Source organism: Nocardia sp. CA-136227 (assembly GCF_050955695.1).
Classification (GTDB): Bacteria; Actinomycetota; Actinomycetes; order Mycobacteriales; family Mycobacteriaceae; genus Nocardia.
Genome location: NZ_CP192081.1, coordinates 1217807 through 1231740 on the forward strand (window position 1 = coordinate 1217807; position 13934 = coordinate 1231740).

15 protein-coding genes are annotated in these 13934 nt (G+C 67.5%); 5 read left to right on the plus strand and 10 right to left on the minus strand.

Going from position 1 to position 13934, the window contains the following annotated elements; all coding sequences use genetic code 11:
- The first annotated feature begins 71 nt into the window (after positions 1-71).
- Complete coding sequence (locus tag ACQP06_RS05435) at positions 72-1022, plus strand: hypothetical protein (RefSeq protein WP_433670912.1); 951 nt, start codon at positions 72-74, stop codon at positions 1020-1022.
- 38 nt (positions 1023-1060) lie between these two features.
- On the opposite strand, the gene ACQP06_RS05440 is transcribed toward ACQP06_RS05435, so the two are convergent.
- From ACQP06_RS05440 to sdhC, 5 genes are all read right to left on the minus strand, one after another.
- Entirely contained in the window at positions 1061-2605 is a 1545-nt protein-coding gene (locus ACQP06_RS05440) for an ATP-binding protein (RefSeq protein WP_433670914.1), read from the minus strand.
- Positions 2606-2756: 151 nt separating this feature from the next.
- Positions 2757-3524 carry a succinate dehydrogenase iron-sulfur subunit gene (locus tag ACQP06_RS05445; RefSeq protein WP_379280293.1) on the minus strand — a complete coding sequence of 256 codons (768 nt, stop codon included), beginning with the start codon at positions 3522-3524 and terminating at the stop codon, positions 2757-2759.
- A complete protein-coding gene (gene sdhA / locus ACQP06_RS05450; RefSeq protein WP_357282195.1) occupies positions 3524-5293 on the minus strand; it encodes a succinate dehydrogenase flavoprotein subunit in 1770 nt (589 codons plus the stop codon). The genes ACQP06_RS05445 and sdhA overlap by 1 nt, the downstream gene beginning before the upstream one ends.
- A gap of 15 nt (positions 5294-5308) precedes the next feature.
- The gene (locus ACQP06_RS05455) at positions 5309-5740 is read right to left on the minus strand and encodes a succinate dehydrogenase hydrophobic membrane anchor subunit (RefSeq protein ID WP_433670917.1); all 432 of its coding nucleotides are present in this window, start codon (positions 5738-5740) and stop codon (positions 5309-5311) included.
- Positions 5741-5748: 8 nt separating this feature from the next.
- Entirely contained in the window at positions 5749-6141 is a 393-nt protein-coding gene (gene sdhC, locus ACQP06_RS05460) for a succinate dehydrogenase, cytochrome b556 subunit (protein WP_357203243.1), read from the minus strand.
- A 302-nt stretch (positions 6142-6443) separates the two neighbouring features.
- On the opposite strand from sdhC, the gene ACQP06_RS05465 reads away from it, so the two are divergent.
- The 3 genes from ACQP06_RS05465 (at position 6444) to ACQP06_RS05475 (ending at position 9421) form a co-directional block, all read left to right on the plus strand.
- Complete coding sequence (locus ACQP06_RS05465) at positions 6444-6845, plus strand: cytidine deaminase (protein WP_433670919.1); 402 nt, start codon at positions 6444-6446, stop codon at positions 6843-6845.
- An 87-nt stretch (positions 6846-6932) separates the two neighbouring features.
- Complete coding sequence (locus ACQP06_RS05470) at positions 6933-8219, plus strand: thymidine phosphorylase (protein WP_433673240.1); 1287 nt, start codon at positions 6933-6935, stop codon at positions 8217-8219.
- A gap of 110 nt (positions 8220-8329) precedes the next feature.
- The gene (locus ACQP06_RS05475; RefSeq protein ID WP_433670921.1) at positions 8330-9421 is read left to right on the plus strand and encodes an adenosine deaminase; all 1092 of its coding nucleotides are present in this window, start codon (positions 8330-8332) and stop codon (positions 9419-9421) included.
- A 71-nt stretch (positions 9422-9492) separates the two neighbouring features.
- Here the strand turns inward: ACQP06_RS05475 and ACQP06_RS05480 are convergent, their stop codons facing one another.
- The 5 genes from ACQP06_RS05480 to ACQP06_RS05500 all read right to left on the minus strand — a co-directional run bounded on the left by ACQP06_RS05480 (position 9493) and on the right by ACQP06_RS05500 (position 13158).
- Positions 9493-10731, minus strand: coding sequence for a primosomal protein (locus ACQP06_RS05480; protein ID WP_433670923.1), 1239 nt, complete (start codon positions 10729-10731; stop codon positions 9493-9495).
- A gap of 26 nt (positions 10732-10757) precedes the next feature.
- Complete coding sequence (locus ACQP06_RS05485; RefSeq protein ID WP_433670925.1) at positions 10758-11087, minus strand: YbaB/EbfC family nucleoid-associated protein; 330 nt, start codon at positions 11085-11087, stop codon at positions 10758-10760.
- Positions 11084-11437, minus strand: coding sequence for a hypothetical protein (locus ACQP06_RS05490; RefSeq protein ID WP_433670927.1), 354 nt, complete (start codon positions 11435-11437; stop codon positions 11084-11086). The genes ACQP06_RS05485 and ACQP06_RS05490 overlap by 4 nt, the downstream gene beginning before the upstream one ends.
- A complete protein-coding gene (locus tag ACQP06_RS05495; RefSeq protein WP_433670928.1) occupies positions 11434-12735 on the minus strand; it encodes an NlpC/P60 family protein in 1302 nt (433 codons plus the stop codon). Before ACQP06_RS05495 ends, ACQP06_RS05490 begins: the two co-directional genes overlap by 4 nt.
- A 105-nt stretch (positions 12736-12840) precedes the next feature.
- Complete coding sequence (locus ACQP06_RS05500) at positions 12841-13158, minus strand: type VII secretion target (protein ID WP_433670930.1); 318 nt, start codon at positions 13156-13158, stop codon at positions 12841-12843.
- A gap of 136 nt (positions 13159-13294) precedes the next feature.
- Here ACQP06_RS05500 and upp point away from each other — a divergent pair, with 136 nt between their 5' ends.
- The gene (gene upp, locus ACQP06_RS05505) at positions 13295-13918 is read left to right on the plus strand and encodes a uracil phosphoribosyltransferase (protein ID WP_433670932.1); all 624 of its coding nucleotides are present in this window, start codon (positions 13295-13297) and stop codon (positions 13916-13918) included.
- The last annotated feature ends 16 nt before the right edge of the window (positions 13919-13934 follow it).

A 13934-nucleotide genomic window follows, 5' to 3' on the forward strand; every position in this document is an offset into this window, starting at 1 on the left:
TCCTGCATATTTGGATCATGGATTAACGAGAACGCGTACGAATGGCCGGTTCGGCTCGTTATCCTGACGCGATGGCGGAGCAACTCCTGGCGGAACCCGCGGAGCCGATTGATCATGTGAGACGCCTGCTAGGGGTCTATGGTCGAGCCCTCGGGCACCTGAGTCCCTGGGGGATTCCGTGGCCGCTGACCTTCGCGCTCGTCTTCCCGGTCATTGCGATGATTCTGGCGACCCTCGTATGGTGGTCCCGAGGTACCGCATGGCGGGTCCGGTGCGAGTACCCGATCACCACCACTGGACATCCGTGCCGGAATCACGTGTGGGGCGAATGGCAGCGGTGCCACCATCACCGCCCGGGAGCGAGCCGCCGCGGTTCCGGCCAGGTGCGGAAGTTGTTGCGGTGGGAGACGGTTCAGCGTGGAGGCCGCGTAATCGAGCGGGAAGACATTCGCGGGCACGGGTTTCTCCGGCAGCGGTCGGATGTTCGTGGCCTGCTGTACTACCGTGGCTTTTCACGGCCTCCACGGAACGTCATCGGATTCTGGCGAACGTGGATCAGTGAACGGCGAGACGGTCTGGCGCAGCTCGTCGCTCAGCTCCGGCAGGCAGGCGGTCTGCGCGGCCTGCTCACCGGTGCGATGAATTCCAGCGTACGGGTGGGGGTGTCGGACCGGCTGCCTCAGGTCATTTGGGCTACCCGTTCGACACTGCTGCTGGTGACCATCGGTCTGGTCATGGTCGGCTACTCGGTCTGGCGGCGTTATGGGCCTGGGGAGTTGTTCTTCAACTACACGGCGACCTTCGTGTTCATCGCTGCATGGGCCGTCGCGCTCTCAGGGATCTGGGCCGAAGCTACGGCGGGGTCGCGAACTACGCGAACGCATGGGTGGCTCCGAACCGCCGCGGCGAAAACGGTGAGGTGGTTCGGCAGCTTCATGGTCGTCTCGGTGCTCGCGGGCCAGTTGATCAAGCAGACGGAGGATACTTTCGGCCGAAGCGTCGCGCTGGTGTTGCTCCACTGACGTTGGCCAGGACGGCTGAGCTGGCGTGACGTAGATCCTCACTCGGCCCGTGGCGGATCCGCCAACTGATAATGGGTTCGCTGACCACGACCGCCAATCTGCTCGACGATCCCCGCGGTTCGCAATTCGGAGAGCGCCTTGCGAACTCCTGACCTGGACAGTTCGAGTCGCGGTTGAAGTTCCGACACGCTCAGTGGCTGTTCCCTGAGTAGGTCGACGATCCTCTTCTGAGTCGCAGTCAAATCTCCTTGCCTTAATCGCTGAACCCGCTCTGCCTGGTGCGTGATGCGCAGGCGCGTCTCAGGCGACAGTGTCATCTTCGGCGCCCGCCTCGCCACACGGTCACGGATGAAAGGGTCGAAGGGGGCAGGACGCAATACTGCGGTGAAACGGATGCCTGCGTCGGAGAACTGGGCCGGCGGCAATCCTGAATCGCCCAGGGCGCGCGCGATAGTCGGAATACCGGTCGCCAGGGCTTCGATGACCCGGCCTCCCGACTCCGGCGAGCGAAGGTACTGGGCTATGTGTACGAGCCACATGTTGCGAGCGGAGGTCACCGCCTCCTTTCCGAGCCGGTCCGCTGTGATGCCATAGAGACCACCGGGATTGGTTACCACCAGTCGGTCCCGTCGAAGCCTGACTTCAACGGCCATGCCACGGGACCAACAGTCGAGATCGCGGTGGAGTAGCGCATTGGCGATCAACTCGCGGAACGCTACCAACGGATAGGCGGGTATATCCACCACGGTGCCGTCCCGTCTGGCAAATATGCGGGTATCGAAGGTCTGTTCGGCCCACTCCATTGCTGCATCGAGCATGTGGGGAATAGGGCCGCTGATCGTCACCTGGTTGCGTGCGCGAGTGCCTGGAGGATCGGCTGGTGACGGATCTGCGGCGGCCTGAATCACCAAGCGTGGGAACCATTGCTGGGGATAGGTGCCGAGCGCTAGTAACCCGGCGACGGTCGGGGTTCCGTCCTTGTCGATGACGCCTGCCCGGCGGAGCAGCTCATTGCCTTCGAAACGTCCGAGCCCGCGGCGGTCCCGCAGTCGCACTGTACGGGTGAAATCGTCGACGAGTTCTCGATCGAGATCTTCGATGGTCGCCCCGGGAACGGCTGCCCGGTCGAAATGCGGCGGCTTGCGTGCCGCCAGAAAAGCTTGAACTTCGGGACCTGACATCTGGAAGTCGCCGTCGTATCCACGCACGTACGCATGCCCTGTCGCGGCCACCCGGCATGGTTTGGCGGACGGGTCACACTCATGGACGGTCGCTACGATCACAGTCTCGCCCTCGACCATTCCATCCTCGATCGTCAGCTGGATCGGTGGCTCCAGTGACCGTGCCTTCTTCGCCAGACCCTGCTTCAAAGTCTGTGGGTCGAGCAACGTGACTGGACTGAAGTCCTTCCTTTCGTCCAGGCCGAGAATTATGGTTCCCCCGCCCGGATGGTTGGCCAGCGCGGACAACGTCGATGTCAGTGACTCTGGTAAGCCCCCGGCGGCGGACTTGACCTCGATGTTCGCGTCGTCACCGCCGGTAGCGCGCAGGTGTGCGACCAGATCGGCCAAGTCGAGTGCCATGCAGCATATGGTACTGAAATGTCACCGTAAATGTCACCGAAATGTCCGCACGGTGAGTGTCAATTTGTTGCGAACCCCTCGGGGTTACTAACACCAAAGCCGCCCGCATCCGAAGATGCGGGCGGCCTTGGTGTTTCGGGCTATGCCGGACTCAGCGGGCGAACAGCAGCGCGCGCTTGACTTCCTGGATCGCCTTGGTGACCTCGATGCCACGGGGGCAGGCGTCGGTGCAGTTGAAGGTGGTGCGGCAGCGCCACACACCCTCGACATCGTTGAGGATGTCCAGACGCTCGCGGGCGCCCTCGTCACGGCTGTCGAAGATGAAGCGGTGCGCGTTCACGATCGCGGCCGGGCCGAAGTAGCTGCCGTCGCTCCAGTACACGGGGCAGGAGGTGGTGCAGCAGGCGCACAGGATGCACTTGGTGGTGTCATCGAAGCGGGCGCGGTCGTGCTGGGACTGGATGCGCTCGTAGGTCGGCTCGTTGCCCTTGGTGATCAGGTAGGGCTTGACCGCCTTGAACGCGTCGAAGAACGGCTCCATGTCCACCACGAGGTCCTTCTCCACGGGCAGGCCACGGATCGGCTCGACGGTGACCGTCAGCTCCTTGCCGCCCTTGGGCAGCATGTCCTTCATGAGGATCTTGCACGCCAGGCGGTTGACGCCGTTGATGCGCATGGCATCCGAGCCACACACGCCGTGCGCGCAGGAGCGACGGAAGGTGAGCGTGCCGTCCAGGTAGGACTTGATGTAGATCAGCACGTTCAGGAACCGGTCGGTCGGCAGCACGGGGACCTTGAACTCGTCCCAGTGCTGGCCCTGCCCGTCCTCCGGGTTGAAGCGGGCGACCTTGACGGTGATCAGGGTCGACCCGTCCGGCACCGGAGCCGGCTTCTGCGGCGTTTCAGCGACAGCAGTCATCAGTACTTACGCTCCATCGGCTCGTAGCGGGTCTGCACAACCGGCTTGTAGTCCAGGCGGATGTCGGAGATGAGCTCCGGGCTCTGCTTGTAGGCCATGGTGTGCCGCATGAAGTTGACGTCGTCGCGGTCCGGGTAGTCCTCGCGCGCGTGGCCGCCACGGGACTCCTTGCGGTTCACCGCACCCGCCACGGTCACCTCGGCCAGCTCCAGCAGGAAGCCCAGCTCGACGGCCTCGAGCAGGTCGCTGTTGTAGCGACGGCCCTTGTCCTGCACGGTGATCCGCGAGTAGCGCTCCTTGAAGACCTGGATCTCCTCGAGCATGGACTTCAGCGACTCCTCGGTGCGGTACACACCGGCCTTGTCGTCCATGGAGTTCTGCAGCTCGGTGCGGATGTCGGCGACGCGCTCGTTGCCGTGCTCGCCCAGCAGGTTGGCCAGCCAGTCCTGCACCATCTGCGCCGGGTTCTCCGGCATGTCGACGAACTCGGCGCGCTGCGCGTACTCGGCGGCCGCGATGCCCGCGCGCCGGCCGAACACGTTGATGTCCAGCAGCGAGTTGGTGCCCAGACGGTTGGCGCCGTGCACGGAGACACAGGCGCACTCACCGGCGGCGTACAGGCCGGGCACGATGTCGGTGTTGTTGCGCAGCACCTCGCCGCGGATGCGGGTCGGGATGCCACCCATCACGTAGTGACAGGTCGGCATGACCGGCACCGGCTCCTTGACCGGGTCGACGCCCAGGTAGGTGCGGGCGAACTCGGTGATGTCGGGGAGCTTCTCCTCGAGCACGTCCTCACCGAGGTGGGTCACGTCGATGAGCACGTAGTCCTTGTTCGGGCCCGCGCCGCGGCCCTCACGGACCTCGAGCACCATGGAGCGCGCGACGATGTCACGCGGCGCCAGGTCCTTGATGGTCGGCGCGTAGCGCTCCATGAAGCGCTCACCGGAGGCATTGCGCAGGATGCCGCCCTCACCACGCACAGCCTCGGAGATGAGGATGCCCAGGCCCGCGAGGCCTGTCGGGTGGAACTGGTGGAACTCCATGTCCTCCAGCGGAAGACCCTTGCGGAACACGATCGCCATGCCGTCACCGGTGAGGGTGTGGGCGTTGGAGGTGGTCTTGTACATACGACCCGAACCACCGGTGGCGAAGATGATCGACTTCGCGTGGAACACGTGCAGCTCGCCGGTGGCCAGCTCGTAGGCGACGACGCCGGTCGCGATCGGGCCGTTGGGGCCGTCGGACAGGATCAGGTCGAGCACGTAGAACTCGTTGTAGAACTCCACGTCGTGCTTGACGCAGTTCTGGTACAGCGTCTGCAGGATCATGTGGCCGGTGCGGTCGGCGGCGTAGCACGCGCGACGCACGGGCGCCTTGCCGTGGTCACGGGTGTGGCCACCGAAGCGACGCTGGTCGATCTTGCCCTCGGGCGTGCGGTTGAACGGCAGGCCCATCTTCTCCAGGTCGAGCACGGCGTCGATGGCCTCCTTGGCCATGATCTCCGCGGCGTCCTGGTCGACCAGGTAGTCACCACCCTTGACGGTGTCGAAGGTGTGCCACTCCCAGTTGTCCTCTTCGACGTTCGCGAGCGCGGCGCACATGCCGCCCTGCGCCGCACCGGTGTGAGAACGGGTCGGGTAGAGCTTGGTCAGGACGGCGGTGCGCACCCGAGGACCGGCCTCGATCGCCGCACGCATTCCAGCGCCACCGGCACCGACGATGACGACGTCGTAGCGGTGCTCCTGAATCGGTCGGGATTCACTCATCGAGGTGGCCTGTTCCTAACTGATGTTGGGGTCGAAGGTGAAGATGACGTAGGTGCCGGTGACCATGACCAGGATCATGGAGATGACCAGCGCCGTCTTCAGCCAGAAGCGGGTGGAGTCCTTGCGCGCGTAATCGTCGATCACGGTGCGCAGGCCGTTGCCGCCGTGCAGCTGGGCCAGCCACAGCATGGTCAGGTCCCAGAGCTGCCAGAACGGGGAGGCCCAGCGGCCGGCGACGAACGCGAAGTTGAGGCGGTGCACGCCGCCGTCGAGCATCAGCATGATCGTCATGTGGCCGATGACCAGGATGACCAGCAGCAGGCCCGAGGCACGCATGAAGAGCCAGGCGTACTTCTCGAAGTTGTTGCCGCCGGCGCGGCGGGGCGCGCGCGGGGCGTCGAGCGAGGCGGGGCGGTCGTAGGACTTACCGAGAACAGGTGCGGTCATGTCGGCTCTCAATTCGTCAGCAGGTAGAAGAACTGGCGGCCGACACCGGCACCGGCGACGACGATCCAGATCGCGAGGACGATCCAGAGCATCTGGCGCTGGTAGCGCGGGCCCTGCGACCAGAAGTCGACGAGGATGATGCGGATGCCGTTGAACGCGTGAAACAGCACGCAGACGACGAGACCCATCTCCATGAGGGCGACGATGGGGTTCTTGTAGGTCTCGATCGCCCGGTCGTAGGTGTCCGGGCTGACTCGCACCAACGCGGTATCGAGGACGTGGACGAACAGGAAGAAGAAGATCGTCACGCCGGTGATGCGGTGCAGTGCCCAGGACCACATGCCGGGGTCGCCTCGGTACAAGGTTCGCTTCGGCTTGGCCGGAGCTTCTAGCGTGGTCATAGAGTGCGGTGCCTCCAACGTCGTTGATGGACCCGGTCAGAATCCGGCCGCGGAGCCTTCGGACTGTCGAAACCACCTGCTCACGAGCGGAATCAACATCCGGTGGCAGTGCTGCAGGCCCGTTGTCGGGAACCTGAACCGATCTGTCGTGAACTCTAAACCCAGCTTTGGAGGGGAACTAATTCGGCGTGCCGCGCGTTGGCTCAAATTGTTGTGAGTTAGGTTTGCCTTTCCTGATTTTCGCGACCAGGCAGAACGCGTAACACGGGGGTGCTGTCACGTCCATAGGAGGATGGTCCGAAATGTCCGATATTGACTGGAAAGCCCTGCGTTACAAGGCTTTTGAAGTTATGCAAGAGGCGTATGCCCCCTATTCCGGATTCCCCGTCGGGGCCGCGGCTCTCACCGCCGACAACCGCGTGGTGAGCGGCTGCAATGTGGAAAATGTCTCATACGGTTTGGGCCTCTGCGCCGAATGTGTACTGGTCGGTAACTTGATTTCGGGTGGCGGCGGGCGACTCCGGGCGGTCTCGATCTGCGATTCGCGAGGCGCGGTGCTCATGCCCTGTGGACGCTGCCGGCAGATTCTGCTCGAGCACGGCGGCGGCGATTTGCTCGTCGATCACCGCGACGGGCCCGTCACCCTGAACACGCTGCTGCCGGACTCCTTCGGGCCCGACGACCTCGCCGCCGGGCAGCGGTAGAAATCCGCTATAACGGCTGATCATCGTGGCGCGCGGGGGAATCCGTGGAAAGGCGGCCCAGCCCGTGCCAGGGTGGAGGGCGTGACGGTGCACTCGGCGGTGGACGTGATTCGGGCCAAGCGCGACGGCGGACAGCTCAGCGACGCGCAGATCGATTGGGTGGTGGACGCGTTCACCCGCGGGGAGGTCGCCGACGAACAGATGTCGGCGCTGGCCATGGCCATCGTCTGGCGCGGCATGACCCGCCGCGAGACCGCCCGCTGGACCCACGCCATGATCGACTCCGGGAAGCGTTTGGACTTCACCGATCTGGGCCGCCCCACCGTCGACAAACACTCCACCGGCGGAGTCGGCGACAAGATCACCCTGCCGCTGTCACCGCTGGTCGCGGCCTGCGGGGCCGCCGTGCCCCAGCTCTCCGGACGCGGATTGGGGCATACCGGAGGCACACTCGACAAGCTCGAGGCGATACCCGGCTGGCAGGCCGACCTTCCGGTCGCGCGCATGCGGGAGCTCCTGTCCGATCCCGCCGTCGGCGCCGTCGTCTGCGCCGCCGGAGCCGACCTGGCCCCCGCCGACAAACGGCTCTACGCGCTGCGTGACGTCACCGGGACCGTGGAATCCATCCCCCTGATCGCCAGCTCCATCATGAGCAAGAAGATCGCCGAGGGCACCGGTGCGCTGGTCCTGGACGTGAAGGTCGGGCGCGGGGCGTTCCTGCGCGAGGAGGCGCAGGCGCGCGAACTGGCCACCGCCATGGTCGAACTCGGCACCGACGCCGGGGTGCGGACGGTGGCCCTGCTCACCGCCATGGACACCCCGCTCGGCCACACCGCCGGAAACGCCCTGGAAGTCTGCGAATCCCTCGACGTGCTCGCGGGCGGCGGCCCCGCCGACGTCGTCGACCTCACCCTCGCCCTGGCCCGGGAGATGCTGGCGCAGGCCGGGATCACCGACGTCGACCCGGCCGACGCGCTCGCCGACGGCCGCGCCATGGACCAGTGGCGGGCCATGGTGCGCGCCCAGGGCGGCGATCCGGACGCCCCGCTGCCGCAGGCCCGCCACACCGAGACCCTGCGCGCGCCCGCCGGGGGCACCCTGATCCGCCTCGACGCCCTCGACGTCGGACTCGCCGCCTGGCGGCTCGGTGCGGGCCGGGCCCGGCAGGGCGACCCGGTGCAGGCCGGGGCGGGCGTCGAAATGCACGCCAAGCCAGGCGATTCCATCACCGAGGGGCAGCCGCTGCTCACCCTGCACACCGACACCCCCGAGGCCTTCCCGGCGGCGCTGGACCTGCTGCGCGGCGCGTTCACCATCGACGGCACCGTCCAGTTGCCGCTGCAACCTCTGATCCTGGACCGCATCACCGCCTGAAGATGAAGGATTCGCGCCGGTCAGCAACGTGACGGCAACGACATGCCGAACTGTCGGTGAGTCGGGTCAACAGTCCTGCCGCAGAACGGGAATGCGGCTAACGTTGCTACATGACTGGACCGACGCCCCTCACTCTCGCCTCGATCCGCCAGGCTCCCAAGGCGGTCCTGCACGATCACCTCGACGGCGGGCTGCGACCCGCGACGGTGCTGGAACTCGCCCGCGCCGCCGGATACGACCAGCTACCGGCAAGCGACGCCGAATCCCTCGGCGCCTGGTTCCGGGACGCGGCCGACAGCGGCTCGCTCGAGCGCTACCTGGAGACCTTCGCCCACACCGTCGCCGTCATGCAGACCCCCGAAGGGCTGCGCCGGGTCGCCCGCGAATGCGCCGAGGACCTCGCCGCCGACGGCGTCGTCTACGCCGAGGTGCGGTTCGCGCCCGAACAGCACATCGAGGCCGGACTCACCCTCGACGAGGTCGTCGAGCACACCATCGCCGGATTCCGGGAGGGCGAGGCGGCCGCCGCCGCGGCGGGCACCCCCATCACCGTGGTCTGCCTGCTCACCGCCATGCGGCACGCCGCCCGCTCCCGTGAGATCGCCGAACTCACCGTGCGGTGGCGCGACCGCGGCGTCGGCGGCTTCGACATCGCGGGCGCGGAAGCCGGCTACCCGCCCAGCCGCCACCTCGACGCCTTCGACTACATGCGGGCCAACCTCGCGCACTTCACGATTCACGCGGGCGAGGCGTTCGGGCTGCCGTCCATCCACGAGGCCGTCGCCTTCTGCGGCTGCGAACGACTCGGGCACGGCGTGCGCATCACCGACGACATCACCGACGGCCCGAACGGGCCGGTCCTCGGCGTGGTCGCGAACTATGTGCGGGACATGCGGATTCCGCTGGAACTGTGCCCCTCCTCGAACGTGCAGACCGGGGCCGTGCCCTCGCTCGACAAGCACCCGTTCGACGTGCTCGCGCGGCTGCGGTTCCGGGTCACCGTGAACACCGACAACCGTCTGATGAGCGACACCACCATGAGCAAGGAGATGCTCAAGCTGTCGGAGACCTTCGGGTACGGCTGGAGCGATCTGGAACGGTTCACCATCAATGCCATGAAGTCCGCGTTCATCCCGTTCCCGGAACGGCTGCGCCTGATCGACGAGGTGATCAAGCCCGGCTACGCGGTGCTGCTGGGATAGCGCCCGCCGGAAAGCAATTCGAGCCGCACCCGTGGGGGTGCGGCTCGAATCGTGTCGGGGGTCGGACCGGGTCAGCCCTTCTGGAGGCGGGCCTCGAAGACCGTCTCCAGCGCCTTCCACGCCTCCGACTCGGCCTGGAACGGCGGGTTCGGCGCCATCCGGGTCGGGTCCGGGTTCAGCAGGTAGGAGACGTACCAGCCCAGGGGAGTGGAGACCGCCAGCGCCGACTCGACGGCGTCGTCATCGGCGTAGTCGGCGGCGTCGGTGAACAATTCGACCGCCAGGTCGAGCTGATCGGTGTCCACGGACTTCGGGCCGGAGGCCAGGTCCTCGGACAGACCGGGCAGCACGTAGACGTTCTCGTCGTCGACCTCCACCTCGAGCGAACCGTCCACGGCGGCGGTCTGCACCTCGCCGTAGGTGCTCACCCGGGCCAGGTCGTGATCGTGGTCGTCGGCCAGGTAGCGGGCCAGCGCGCGCTCGGAACCGAAGACCGTGATCGAGCCGTCCTTGCCCAGGAAGATGGGCTCGTCGTCGACGTAGCAGCGCAGCGTGAAGAAGGTGCCGTCCGAGGAGATGATCTTCACCGGGTCGATGCCGACCTCGTGCCAGAAGGACAGCTCGCCCTCCTCGTCGTCCTCGTCCAGGTCGACGTCCTCGATCTCGTCGTCACCCTCGGCCGCGTCCTCGGCGTCGACGATGTTCTCCTGCGCCGCAAGCAGTTCCGCCTCGGCCACCGAGACCGCGTCGGCGTCCACCTCGGGCACCGTCACCACCGAGTCGATGGCGTCGATGACCTTCTCCCAGTCCTTGGCGATGGCCGCGCCGACCTGGTCCCACAGCTCCTCGCCCTCACGCCCGAGGAAGGCGCTCACCCCACCGGCCAGCGCGCCCAGCACCGGGTGCGAGCCGAAGAACTTGGTGACGGGATCGAGTTCGCACACGTCGCCGATATTGCGGACCATCTCGAGGGTCTCCTCGAGCTCGGAGACCACCTCCGGATCCGGGTCGTCGGCGGCCAGCTCGGGCACGCCGACCAGATCGAAGACGTACTGCTCCTCGGGCTCCAGTTCGGCCGCCGACAGACCGGCGATGATCTTCCACGCGGGATGATCCACCAGATCGTTGTCGGAGTTGGTGCGGATGAACGCGGCCAGCTCCGCGACGGAGTCGAAACCGTAGAGGTCTTCCTCGTGACCGAGGAATGCCTGCCACTCATCGTCACCGTCTCGCCAGCGGGGTGCCCAGAGGGTGACAAGATCGCCTTTGGTCAGGCCCAGCGCGATCGGGACGATGTCTCCAGAAGCCATGACCGGAAGCCTATCCAGTCGTCGCGTCAGGCACTATCCGGGTCGCCCCCAACATTTTTTGAAATCAGCGCGTCGTTCAGGCGGGTGATGATCCGGGCCCGCTGCGCGGTCGCCTCGGCGGCGGCCCGCCGCGCGGTCCACAGGATCAGCCGGGAGACCTCGGCCGGAGGCCGGGACGTCACCGACTCGGCCAGCCACAGGCCGGTCAGGGCGCCGTCGGCGTCCACCTCGGCGGTGACCGAACCGTCCTCGGCGGCGCAGCGGCCGCAGACTCCGCCCAGGTCGCGCAGGGTCGACTCGAGGGCTTCCAGCGTGTAGTTGACGCCTCGGAGCAGGGCGTCCATCTCGGCGCTCATCGGTTCCGCCACCAACTGGCCCGGCCGGTGTCGGCGTCGTCGAGCCGATCCAGCTCGTCCACCGCGGCCTGGCGGGTGGGCAGGCCGAGCCGGTCCAGGACCGTGTCGGGCACGCCCGCCGCGGCCAGCTGTTCGCGCCGCCGCGACCGCGCCACCAGCGCCGACCGCCGGGTCAGCCGGAGGATCTCGTCGGCGAGAGCCTGTGCGCCGTACCGGTATTCGCCGCGCTCGAACCGGATCTCGACCGGCATCCCTCGATCGGTGGCCGACACCGTCACCGTGCCCGCCCGATTGCCCGACGCAGCCACCGTCACCGGCGGCACCTGCGCCGATTCCCGCGGCCCGCTCATGCCGTCGGCCGGTAGAAACCGAGGAACCGCATGCCCGAATTCTCCGTTCGTATCGGTCCGATCTGGACGGGATCGCCCGCCTCCACCAACTGCCCGTTCCCGATCACCAGCGCCACGTGCCCGTCCCACACCGCAAGATCACCGGGCATCAAGCCCCCTGGACCGACACTCGGATGCCCGAGCCCCTGCTCCTGCGCCAGCCGCGGCAGCGAAACCCCCGCCTGCCCGTAGGCCCACTGCGTCAGCCCACTGCAATCCACCCCCACCCCCGGCGTCACCCCACCCCACTCGTACGGCGTCCCCACCGCACTCAACGCCTTCCGAACCGCCTCCGCCGCCCGCTCGTTCGGCGCCTCCACCCGACTCCCGTCCGGCAACGTCACCCACACCCCACCCTCGTGCGGCGACCCGACCGGCGAATCATGACCGGGCCCATTCGCCGTGAACACCGACGCGGTGGTGGTCCGCACCCCGTCATCCCTCGACCGCCCGGCCCCGCGCCGACGGTCGCCGCCCGCGGACGGCCCCGTGCCGAGCAGACCGCCCCCGATGGTCCGGATCGCGTCGCCGCCAGTGGATGTGTCGTGGCCCGCCGGAACCGTTGTCGCGCGGGGCCTAGGATCACCGCTCACCGCCGCGTGGGTCGTGCCCGCCGGAACAGTGCCCGCCGCGTCTGGCGGTCCGCCCGCTGAATCCGGAAGTGGGCCCACCGCACCGGGACCGGTCACCGCCGCGGGCGGAGCATCCCCCGCGTAGCCATCCCCGAGAGCGCCCGGCGCCACCACCGCCGGCGCCGGAATCGGCCCACTCAACTCCTCCATGGCAGCCGCCTCACTCGCCAACTCCGCCCGCACCCGCTCGACCACCCGCAGGGCCCGCCCGATGTGGTCGATCGCCGACGCGACAGCGGCTGTCGCGCCACCCGGACTGTTCCCTTCCGAGCTGAGCGAAGCCAGTTCCGCGCGGAACGCCCGCAGAGTCTCCGCCAATTCCCGCCGCCCCGTGGCTACTTCGGCATCCGCCCGGTCCAAGATCTCCGCCATCGCCCGCCCCCGCTCAGCGGCGGTGGCCGCGGTGGTCTGGGTCCGCAACGCCTTGTCCAACGCCGCGTCCCCGGCCCGCCCCCGCCACTCGTCATACATCCGATCCACGCTGCCCCGGCTCTCGGCATGCGCTTCATCGACAATCCGCACGGTCTCCCGCAACACGTCGGCAGCGGTGCTGCGGCCGGACCCGAAACTCCGGAGCAGCTCGACGATCGGCTTCTCCAGCTCCGCCGCCGTCACGTCATCGCTCATCGGCGAACCCCTGGACGAATTGCCCTGAACGGTGGCCGCTTTCGGGCAGTGGGGTGTCACCGTGAATGGGTGGGCTTGCCGCACAGGGGATCTGGATTGGGGAGGTCATGCGTCCAGCTCGGTGGCGGTGCGCAGGGCGGCGGCCCGGGTGTGGTCGTGGTCGGTGTAGGTGGTCGCGGCGGTTTCGGTGGCGGCGCTGGTTGCGGTGAAGAGGGTGGTGAGGTGGGCGAGGGTGGTGGTGTGGGTGGCGTGGGCGCGCGCGTAGGCGGTCAGCAGGTCGGCGCCGATCAAGCCGAGGGCGTCGGCGAGGGTGGTGGGGGCGGCGGTGGTGGCGTGGGTGGCGGCGGTGGTGAGGCGCGTGGCGAGGGCATTGGTGGTGGTCGCGTAGGTGGTCAGGCCATCGGAGTGGATCGAGACGTGCATGGTGCCCCCTTCTCGCCCGGTCGGCGGGCGGAAATGTGGTGTACCGGGTTGGACGCGGCTGGGGGCTGTTCGGTTCCGGGTGGGGAGAATTGCGGTGGAGGGATCTTCAGGGCGGGTGCTGACCTATGGTTTTCCTATGCGCACACTCGTTGTGGACCATCCGCTGGCGGCCGCGTTGTTGACCACCATGCGAGACGCTCGGACGACCAATCCGGCTTTCCGGGCGGCGCTTCGGGATTTGACGGGGATTCTGGTGTACGAGGCGATGCGGGACGCGCCGGTCGAGCGGTTTCCCATCGCCACGCCGGTGGCCGCGGCGGAGGGGACGCGGTTGAACGCGCCGCCGCTGTTGGTGCCCGTGCTCCGGGCGGGGCTGGGGATGGTGGAGACCGCGGAGAATCTGATTCCGGACGCGCGGATCGGGTTCGTGGGACTGGCCCGGGACGAGGAGACGCATCAGCCGACGCCGTACATGGAGTCGCTGCCGGAGGACCTGTCCACCACGCCGGTGATGGTGCTGGATCCGATGCTGGCGACCGGCGGATCCATGGTGTACACCCTGGATCTGCTGGCCGCCCGCAAGGCTCGCGACATCATCGTGGTGTCCGTGGTGGCCGCGCCGGAAGGCATTGAGGCGCTGGAGAAGTCGGGGCACGCGGTGCTGCTGGTCACCGCCTCGGTGGACCGCGGCCTCAACTCCGACGCCTACATCGTGCCGGGTCTCGGCGACGCGGGGGACCGCCAGTTCGGGCCGCGCTGAACCACTCCCGGGCCGT

Coding starts and splice junctions, on each gene's coding strand:
- ACQP06_RS05465 (WP_433670919.1), top strand. CDS start 6,444: ATGTCCGATATTGACTGGAAAGCCCTGCGTTACAAGGCTTTTGAAGTT.
- ACQP06_RS05490 (WP_433670927.1), bottom strand. CDS start 11,437: ATGAGCGGGCCGCGGGAATCGGCGCAGGTGCCGCCGGTGACGGTGGCT.
- ACQP06_RS05485 (WP_433670925.1), bottom strand. CDS start 11,087: ATGAGCGCCGAGATGGACGCCCTGCTCCGAGGCGTCAACTACACGCTG.
- ACQP06_RS05445 (WP_379280293.1), bottom strand. CDS start 3,524: ATGACTGCTGTCGCTGAAACGCCGCAGAAGCCGGCTCCGGTGCCGGAC.
- ACQP06_RS05475 (WP_433670921.1), top strand. CDS start 8,330: ATGACTGGACCGACGCCCCTCACTCTCGCCTCGATCCGCCAGGCTCCC.
- ACQP06_RS05435 (WP_433670912.1), top strand. CDS start 72: ATGGCGGAGCAACTCCTGGCGGAACCCGCGGAGCCGATTGATCATGTG.
- ACQP06_RS05480 (WP_433670923.1), bottom strand. CDS start 10,731: ATGGCTTCTGGAGACATCGTCCCGATCGCGCTGGGCCTGACCAAAGGC.
- ACQP06_RS05495 (WP_433670928.1), bottom strand. CDS start 12,735: ATGAGCGATGACGTGACGGCGGCGGAGCTGGAGAAGCCGATCGTCGAG.
- ACQP06_RS05500 (WP_433670930.1), bottom strand. CDS start 13,158: ATGCACGTCTCGATCCACTCCGATGGCCTGACCACCTACGCGACCACC.
- ACQP06_RS05455 (WP_433670917.1), bottom strand. CDS start 5,740: ATGACCGCACCTGTTCTCGGTAAGTCCTACGACCGCCCCGCCTCGCTC.
- ACQP06_RS05440 (WP_433670914.1), bottom strand. CDS start 2,605: ATGGCACTCGACTTGGCCGATCTGGTCGCACACCTGCGCGCTACCGGC.
- sdhA (WP_357282195.1), bottom strand. CDS start 5,293: ATGAGTGAATCCCGACCGATTCAGGAGCACCGCTACGACGTCGTCATC.
- upp (WP_433670932.1), top strand. CDS start 13,295: ATGCGCACACTCGTTGTGGACCATCCGCTGGCGGCCGCGTTGTTGACC.
- sdhC (WP_357203243.1), bottom strand. CDS start 6,141: ATGACCACGCTAGAAGCTCCGGCCAAGCCGAAGCGAACCTTGTACCGA.